8 protein-coding genes are annotated in these 7,180 nt (G+C 73.1%); 3 read left to right on the plus strand and 5 right to left on the minus strand.

The window, feature by feature from the left end:
• Positions 1-106: 106 nt before the first annotated feature.
• Positions 107-403, minus strand: coding sequence for a type II toxin-antitoxin system VapB family antitoxin (locus ACFY2Z_RS13605; protein WP_004943146.1), 297 nt, complete (start codon positions 401-403; stop codon positions 107-109).
• A 105-nt stretch (positions 404-508) separates the two neighbouring features.
• Between ACFY2Z_RS13605 and ACFY2Z_RS13610 the strand changes: the two genes are divergently transcribed.
• Positions 509-2,095, plus strand: coding sequence for a helicase HerA-like domain-containing protein (locus tag ACFY2Z_RS13610; RefSeq protein ID WP_390744328.1), 1,587 nt, complete (start codon positions 509-511; stop codon positions 2,093-2,095).
• Between the two features lie 106 nt (positions 2,096-2,201).
• Here the strand turns inward: ACFY2Z_RS13610 and ACFY2Z_RS13615 are convergent, their stop codons facing one another.
• The 4 genes from ACFY2Z_RS13615 to ACFY2Z_RS13630 all read right to left on the minus strand — a co-directional run bounded on the left by ACFY2Z_RS13615 (position 2,202) and on the right by ACFY2Z_RS13630 (position 4,264).
• Positions 2,202-2,348 (minus strand): hypothetical protein, encoded by a 147-nt coding sequence (locus ACFY2Z_RS13615; protein WP_390744329.1) that lies wholly within the window; start codon positions 2,346-2,348, stop codon positions 2,202-2,204.
• Between the two features lie 65 nt (positions 2,349-2,413).
• Positions 2,414-2,755: a hypothetical protein gene (locus tag ACFY2Z_RS13620; RefSeq protein WP_390744330.1), complete on the minus strand. Its 342-nt coding sequence runs from the start codon at positions 2,753-2,755 to the stop codon at positions 2,414-2,416.
• Positions 2,756-2,848: 93 nt separating this feature from the next.
• Positions 2,849-3,526 carry an HdeD family acid-resistance protein gene (locus tag ACFY2Z_RS13625; RefSeq protein WP_390744331.1) on the minus strand — a complete coding sequence of 226 codons (678 nt, stop codon included), beginning with the start codon at positions 3,524-3,526 and terminating at the stop codon, positions 2,849-2,851.
• A gap of 135 nt (positions 3,527-3,661) precedes the next feature.
• Entirely contained in the window at positions 3,662-4,264 is a 603-nt protein-coding gene (locus ACFY2Z_RS13630; RefSeq protein WP_390744332.1) for an HhH-GPD-type base excision DNA repair protein, read from the minus strand.
• A 115-nt stretch (positions 4,265-4,379) separates the two neighbouring features.
• Here ACFY2Z_RS13630 and ACFY2Z_RS13635 point away from each other — a divergent pair, with 115 nt between their 5' ends.
• Positions 4,380-6,485 (plus strand): penicillin acylase family protein, encoded by a 2,106-nt coding sequence (locus ACFY2Z_RS13635; RefSeq protein WP_390744333.1) that lies wholly within the window; start codon positions 4,380-4,382, stop codon positions 6,483-6,485.
• On the plus strand, positions 6,475-7,089 hold the full coding sequence (locus ACFY2Z_RS13640) for a GNAT family N-acetyltransferase (RefSeq protein WP_390744334.1): 615 nt from the start codon (positions 6,475-6,477) through the stop codon (positions 7,087-7,089). Before ACFY2Z_RS13635 ends, ACFY2Z_RS13640 begins: the two co-directional genes overlap by 11 nt.
• The last annotated feature ends 91 nt before the right edge of the window (positions 7,090-7,180 follow it).

The raw sequence follows: 7,180 nt of genomic DNA on the forward strand, positions 1-7,180 counted from the left end.
CGGGCGCGGGGGCGGGCGCGCCGGATCGAGCGGAGTGCGCCGGAGCGGCGAGATCCGCAGGAAGGGTGGACGGACCCCCGGGTAGGGGGCGGACGAACGCCCGGGGTCAGTCGAGTTCGAGCACTCTCGCGTGCAGGACCTGGCGCTGCTGCAACGCCGCGCGCACCGCGCGGTGGAGGCCGTCCTCCAGGTACAGGTCGCCCTGCCACTTCACGACATGCGCGAAGAGGTCGCCGTAGAACGTCGAGTCCTCGGCGAGGAGGGTCTCCAGGTCGAGTTGCTGCTTGGTCGTCACGAGCTGATCGAGGCGGACCGGGCGCGGCGCGACGTCCGCCCACTGCCGGGTGCTCTCCCGGCCGTGGTCGGGGTACGGCCGGCCGTTTCCGATGCGCTTGAAGATCACACGGAAAGCCTACCGGGCCACACGTTCCGGGCGCAGCCATGGCGACGGAGTGCGAGGCTGGAAAAGATGCAGTAAACGGGTGCAAAACGGAACAGGTGCTTCGAGATGAGCGACAGCCGGCCGGTACCCGGGGCCGCCGCGCCCGCGACCCCGGAGAGCGCTCCCGCGCTGCCTCCGCAGGCCCTGGAGATCGCGTCCGGGTACGCCTTCGCGGGTCCGGCAGTCGACCTGGGCGCCCTGGTGTGGGACGGGCAGTGCCTGCCCGGCGCGCGGATCCGCGTCCCGCTCTCGGTGCTCAACCGGCACGGCCTGGTCGCGGGCGCGACCGGCACCGGCAAGACGAAGACGCTCCAGCTGATCGCCGAGCAACTCTCGGCGCAGGGCGTGCCGGTGTTCCTGGCGGACGTCAAAGGAGACGTCTCCGGTGTCTCGGCGGCCGGGCAGGAGAACGAGCGGGTGCGCGCACGGGCGGCCGAGACCGGCCAGAACTGGACGCCCACCGCCTTCCCGGCCGAGTTCTACGCACTGGGCGGCCTCGGCCGGGGCATCCCCGTACGCGCCACGATCACGAGCTTCGGGCCGGTGCTGCTGTCGAAGGTGCTCCAGCTGAACCGGACTCAGGAGCAGTCGCTCGGGCTGATCTTCCACTACGCGGACACCAAGGGCCTGGAGCTGGTGGACCTGAAGGACCTGCGGGCGGTGGTGGCCTTTCTGACCTCGGACGAGGGCCGGGCGGAGCTGAAGCAGATCGGCGGTCTGTCGACGGCGACGGCCGGGGTGATCCTGCGGGCGCTGACGGCATTCGAGGCGGAGGGGATGGCGCCCTTCTTCGGGGAGCCGGAGTTCGACACGACCGAGCTGCTGCGCACGGCGCCCGACGGCCGGGGCACGCTCTCCGTGCTCGAACTGCCCGCGGTCCAGGACAAACCGCAGCTGTTCTCCACCTTCCTGATGTGGCTCCTCGCGGACCTCTTCCACGATCTGCCGGAGGTCGGTGACGTCGACAAGCCGAAGCTGGTCTTCGTCTTCGACGAGGCGCATCTGCTGTTCAGCGGGGCGTCCAAGGCGTTCCTGGACGCGATCACCCAGACGGTGCGGCTGATCCGCTCCAAGGGCGTCGGCGTCCTCTTCGTCACGCAGACCCCGCGGGACGTGCCCGCGGAGGTGCTGGCCCAGCTCGGCAGCCGCGTCCAGCACGCGCTGCGCGCCTTCACCCCGGACGACCAGAAGGCGCTGAGGGCCACGGTGCGGACCTTCCCCACCTCCCCCTACGACCTGGAGGAGGTGCTGACCGGCCTCGGCACGGGGGAGGCCGTGGTGACGGTCCTGAGCGAGCGGGGCGCCCCGACACCGGTCGCGGTGACCCGGCTGAGGGCGCCGGAGTCCCTGATGGGGCCGGTGGACGGGGAAGTGCTGGAGCGGGCGGTCATGTCGTCGCCGCTGTACGGGCGTTATGCGCAGGCGGTCGACCGTGAGTCGGCGTACGAGATGCTCGCGGCCCGGGAGGCGGCCCTCCGGCCGGTCCAGGAGACGACGGCCGGGAGCGGGCGGGAGACCGGACGGGAGGAGCCGTCCCTGGTCGAACAGGTCGTCACCAGCGACGCCTTCAAGTCCCTGGCCCGCTCCCTGGGCACGCAGCTGGGCCGGGAGATCACACGCTCCCTCTTCGGGACGGCCCGCCGCAGGCGATAGTGCTGTGACCGGAAAGGTTCACCGGCTCGCGGCGTGCGGCGAACCGTGCCGGCCACAGCACCGGATCTTGCAGGGGCGGCCGCCCGGGGCGGGCGGCCGCTGTCTGCTACTCGTGGTCGCTCTCCCGGGCGCCGGCCGTCGGAGGCTCCTCGCCGGTGTCGGGTTCGGGATCGGGTTTCGGTCGCTGCTTGGTGCTGCGGACGGCCTCGGCCCGCAACAGGGCGAGCAGAGCGGCGTACGGATCTCTGGGCATGACTACGTCCTTGCGTTGCTGACGGCGGTTGCTGACGGCGATCGACGGTGCGAAGGCCGGACCGGTCAGCAGCGCAGGACGACGGTGCGCAGGGCGCACAGGGCGGGGAAGATTGGTGCCCGTGCGGGCATGGGGGCGGGGTCCAGCGGTGCGGACGGTCCGCCGGCCCCCCGTGCCGCCGGCCGCAGCGGCACGGGGGCGCGAGGTCCCTGGGGGTTCGCCGGCCGCAGTGCCGCGTCGAGCACCTCGTGCTCCGCGTCGCAGGACTGGGACGCGGACACCGTGTCGGAATCGGCAGTCACGGCCTCCGCGTGCGCACCGGCCGCGAGCAGCGCGATGAGCACCAGGAGCGCCCGCAGCCAGGCATACCGACGAGCGGTACGAGGGGGGTGCGGGGTGGTGCTCACAGGGGTCATCTGCCCGTCGACACGGCGCCGTTCATCGCATCGGACGGCAGAATCGCCCGGTCGAGTGAGGTGTGCGGTGCGGGGTTGACGCGTTCACACGGTGTGCGGGATCCGCTCGGCGCGGCCGCGGAGACGGAACGCCGTGATCAGCTCGACGATGCCGACCACGATCAGCCACCAGCCGGCGATCAGCGTGAGCACGGCGATCGAATGGAACGGCGAGACGATCAGCACGACCCCGGCGACGAAGGTGACGATCCCGAGGATGGCCTGCCAGCCGCGCGCGGGCACTGCCGGGTCATGGGCGGCCGCCACGGTCTGGGCGATCCCGCGGAACAGCCAGCCGATGCCGATCCACAGCGCGAGCAGCAGGATCGACTCCAGGGGGCCCCGGAAGCAGAACAGCCCCAGCACGATCGACAGGGCGCCGCTGAGGAAGCCGAGGACCCGCAGCGAGGTGGCGCGGTGCGTGCCGAAGGCGGACGCGACCTGGAGCACGCCGCTGACGATGAGGTAGAGCCCGAAGAGGACTCCGGCGGCGAGCAGCGAGGGGCCGGGCCAGAGCAGGATCAGGATTCCGAGGATCAGGGACGCGACACCCGTGGCCAGGACCACCTGCCAGGCGGTGCGGGAGAGCAGGTGCAGGAGCCCCTCGACGGGTGGCTCCAGTCCGTCCGGCAGTGGTCGTTGCGTGTGCGGGTCGCGGCCGGCGTGGACGTGGCGGTCGTCGTACTCGGGTCCCCACGGGGAACCGCTCGGTGCGTCGGTCATGATCCATGCTTGGACCGCTGCCCGGGGGCCCGCCACCCGGGCGGTCCGATCGACGGACACCACGCGGCCTGGCGGCCGCCCGGGCTCCGGCGGCCGTGTCCGCCCGAGCCGGCGACCGCCTCCCCGGGCCGAGTCCTACGCGCGTGCCGTCCTGGTCGCCTTCGCCGCCTTGGCCGCCGCCTTCATCTCCTGCTTGTGCGCCCGCACCTTCGCCAGCGACTCGGGACCGGTGATGTCCGCGACCGAACGGAAGGACTCCGTCTCGCCGTACGACCCCGCGGCCTCCCGCCAGCCCCGGGGCCGCACCCCCAGCTGCTTGCCGAGCAGGGCGAGGAAGATCTGTGCCTTCTGCTTGCCGAACCCCGGCAGCTCCTGGAGCCGCTTCAGCAGCTCCGCTCCGCTGTCGACGTCCCGCCAGAGGGCCTCGGCGTCGCCGTCGTAGTGCTCGACGAGACAGCGGCAGAGCTGCTGGATGCGCCCCGCCATCGATCCCGGGTAGCGGTGCACCGCGGGCTTCTCGGACAGCAGCGCGGCGAACGCCTCAGGGTCGTACGCCGCGATCTCGTGTGCGTCGAGGTCGTCGGCGCCGAGCCGCTGCGCGATGGTCCAGGGCCCCTTGAACGCCCACTCCATCGGGATCTGCTGGTCCAGCAGCATCCCGGTCAGCGCGGCGAGCGGACTGTGCCCGAGGAGCGCGTCGGCCTGGGGGTCCTGGGCGAGGTGCAGCGTGACATCCATGTCCCGATGATCGCCCCGCCGGACGCCGTCCGCACCCTTCGCGTACGATTCTCTGGCTGCTTAGGGAAGGCTTACCTAAACTGGACCGTCCGTAGCGATCACAATGGGGTGCAGGGTGACCACCGAGACCTACCGCGACGCCTGGGGCATCCCGCATCTGCGAGCCGACGACGCCCGGGCGCTGGCCCGGGCCCAGGGCCGGGTCACCGCCTTGGACCGAGCCTGGCAGCTGGAGGTCGAACGGCACCGCGCCCAGGGCACCTCGGCGTCCTTCCTCGGCCCGTCCGCCCTGGCCTGGGACGTCCTCGCGCGACAGGCCCGTATCGAGGACACGGCGCGACGCTGCTTCGCCGCCCTGGAGCGACAGGACCCGGAGACCGCCGACTGGGTGCGCGCCTACACCGAAGGGATCGCCGAGGGGCTCGGCGAAGGCGCCCGGCGCGCGCCCGAGTTCGCGAGCGTGGGGCTCGCCCCCGGGCGCTGGGAGCCCTGGCATCCGCTCGGCGTCTGGCTCGCCACCCACATCCTGTTCGCCGGGTTCCCCGCCAAGCTCTGGCGCGAGAAGGTCGTCCGGCATCTCGGCGAGGACGCCGTCGCCCTCTTCGCCACCGACGGCCCCGGCACCCTGGGCAGCAACGGCTGGCTGGCCGGCGGCGAGCGGACCACGACCGGGCAGGCCCTGATCGCGGGCGACCCCCACCGTTTCATCGAGGAACCGGGCGTCTACCAGCAGATCCGCCTGGCCTGCCCGGAGTTCGACGTCGTCGGCCTCGCCGTCCCGGGCGTCCCCGGCGTCGCCCACTTCGCCCACACGGGCCCGGTCGCCTGGGCGATCACCAACGCGATGGCCGACTACCAGGACCTCTACAGCGAGCGCCTGCGCCGCACCGCGGCCGGCGGCGTGGAGGCACTGGACCCGGACGGACGGTGGCGTGCCGTGGCCCGGCACCTCGAGAAGGCCGAGGTGGCCGGGGGCAAGCCGGTGCAGGTGGAGGTGATCGAGACGCCGAGGGGCCCGGTGGTCAGCGGCGGCCCCCAGGACGCCCACCCCGGCCGGGAGACCGCCGCCGAACAGGACCCCCCGATCGCCCTCGCCCTGCGCCACCCGGCCCGTGTCACCGGCGAACTCGGCTTCGGTGCCCTGCTCCCGCTGCTGCGGGCGCGCAGCGTCGCCGAGGTGGACCGGGCGCTGGACCGGTGGGCCGAACCCGTCAACGTCGTGCTGGCGGCGGACGTCCACGGCGGAGTGCTGCACCGCGTCGCCGGTTCCGTGCCGCAGCGGGCCGAGGCCAACCGCACCCGGCCCGTCCCCGCCTGGGAGCCCGGCCACGAGTGGCGGGGATGGCAGCCGATGCCCCGCGGGACCGTCGACGACGGCCTCGCCGTGATGGCGAACCAGCGCGGTCTCGCCGCCCCGCTCGGCGTCGAGTTCGCCCCCGCGCACCGGGCCGACCGTATCCGCGCCCTGCTGACCGGGAAGGCCGCCTGGTCCGCCGAGGACATGCCGGCTGTCCACATGGACACCCATCTCGCCTCCGCCGCGCCCCTGCTGGACCGTCTCGCCGCCCTGGACGGCCTCACCCCCGGGGCGGCCGCGCTGCGCGAGCGCCTGCTGCGCTGGGACCGGCACATGGACGCGGCCGGCCCGGACGCGGCGGTGTACGCGGCGGTGCGCGACGCGCTCGTACGGCGGCTGGCGGCCCATCCCGCCCTCGCCGCGCTCGCCGCCCCGACCGGGCACCCGGAGGTCTTCGCGCCCTGGCTCGCGCTCGTGCCCCGGATCGGCTACGCCCTCGAACACCTGCTGAGGGCGGAGCGCCTGTACGGCGCCGACCGGACGGCGATGCTGCGGGAGGCCGTCGAGGAGGTCGCCGCGAACCCGCCGCGGGGCACCTGGGGGGACACCCACCGGCTGGCCCCCTGGCGGGCGCTGGCGGAGACGTCGTACGAGGAACCGGGTCTGTCCGGCGACCACGACTGCGTCCTGTGCACCTCCGCCGTCCCCGGACTGACCGACCTGAGCGCCCGCGGGCCGGCGGCCCGTTACGTCTGGGACCTGGCCTGCCGCGAGAACAGCCTCTGGGTGGTCCCCTTCGGCGCGTCGGGCGTCCCGGGCTCGCCCCACCACCGCGATCAACTCCCCTTGTGGCTGAAGGGGGATCTCGTCCCGGTCGTCACCGACTGGGACCGTCTGACGAAGGAGAGCACCGATGGCCGCTGAGCCGTACGCCCCCGACCGCGAGGCCGTCCACGAACAGCCGGTCGACGGCTTCGGCACCGTGCGGATCCTGCGCCTGGACCCCCGCGCCGACCTGGACGTCGTGCACGGCTGGGTGAGCGGCGAACGCGCTTCCTTCTGGGGCATGAACGGTATGACGAGGCGGCAAGTGGGCGAGATCTACGCCCATATGGACACGCTCGACACGCATCACGCCTTTCTCCTCGTCAAGGACGGCGAACCGGCCGCGCTCCTGCAGACCTACGAGCCGGAGGCCGATCGGGTCTCCGAGTGCTACCCCGTCGAGCCCGGCGACCTCGGCGTCCATCTCCTCCTGGCGCCCGCCGGACCCGGCGGGGCCCGGCCCGGCTGGACGTCGGGCCTGCTGGCCGCCGTCGTCGCGTACGTCTTCACCGTTCTCGGCCGGCGCCGGATCGTCGTCGACCCCGACGAGCGCAACACGAAGGCGATCGCCCGCTTCCTGCGCCAGGGCTTCGTCCCCGGCCCGGCCGTCGTCCTGCCCGAGATCGACCTGCCGGACGGGTACCTGCCCGAGAAGCGCGCCCGATTGGCGTTCCTCGACCGAGAGAGGGCCGTCGGTCACTAGAAGACTCATGAAGATCTTGGGGTTCTGGCCCCGCCGCGTGAGCGGCGGGGCCAGACTCGTTTTCGTGGTGATGGGGGAATGGGCCGGGGAG

The sequence above is a fragment of the Streptomyces sp. NPDC001222 genome (genome assembly GCF_042896945.1).
GTDB lineage: Bacteria > Actinomycetota > Actinomycetes > Streptomycetales > Streptomycetaceae > Streptomyces > Streptomyces gibsoniae.

Coding starts and splice junctions, on each gene's coding strand:
- ACFY2Z_RS13610 (WP_390744328.1), top strand. CDS start 509: ATGAGCGACAGCCGGCCGGTACCCGGGGCCGCCGCGCCCGCGACCCCG.
- ACFY2Z_RS13615 (WP_390744329.1), bottom strand. CDS start 2,348: ATGCCCAGAGATCCGTACGCCGCTCTGCTCGCCCTGTTGCGGGCCGAG.
- ACFY2Z_RS13625 (WP_390744331.1), bottom strand. CDS start 3,526: ATGACCGACGCACCGAGCGGTTCCCCGTGGGGACCCGAGTACGACGAC.
- ACFY2Z_RS13630 (WP_390744332.1), bottom strand. CDS start 4,264: ATGGATGTCACGCTGCACCTCGCCCAGGACCCCCAGGCCGACGCGCTC.
- ACFY2Z_RS13640 (WP_390744334.1), top strand. CDS start 6,475: ATGGCCGCTGAGCCGTACGCCCCCGACCGCGAGGCCGTCCACGAACAG.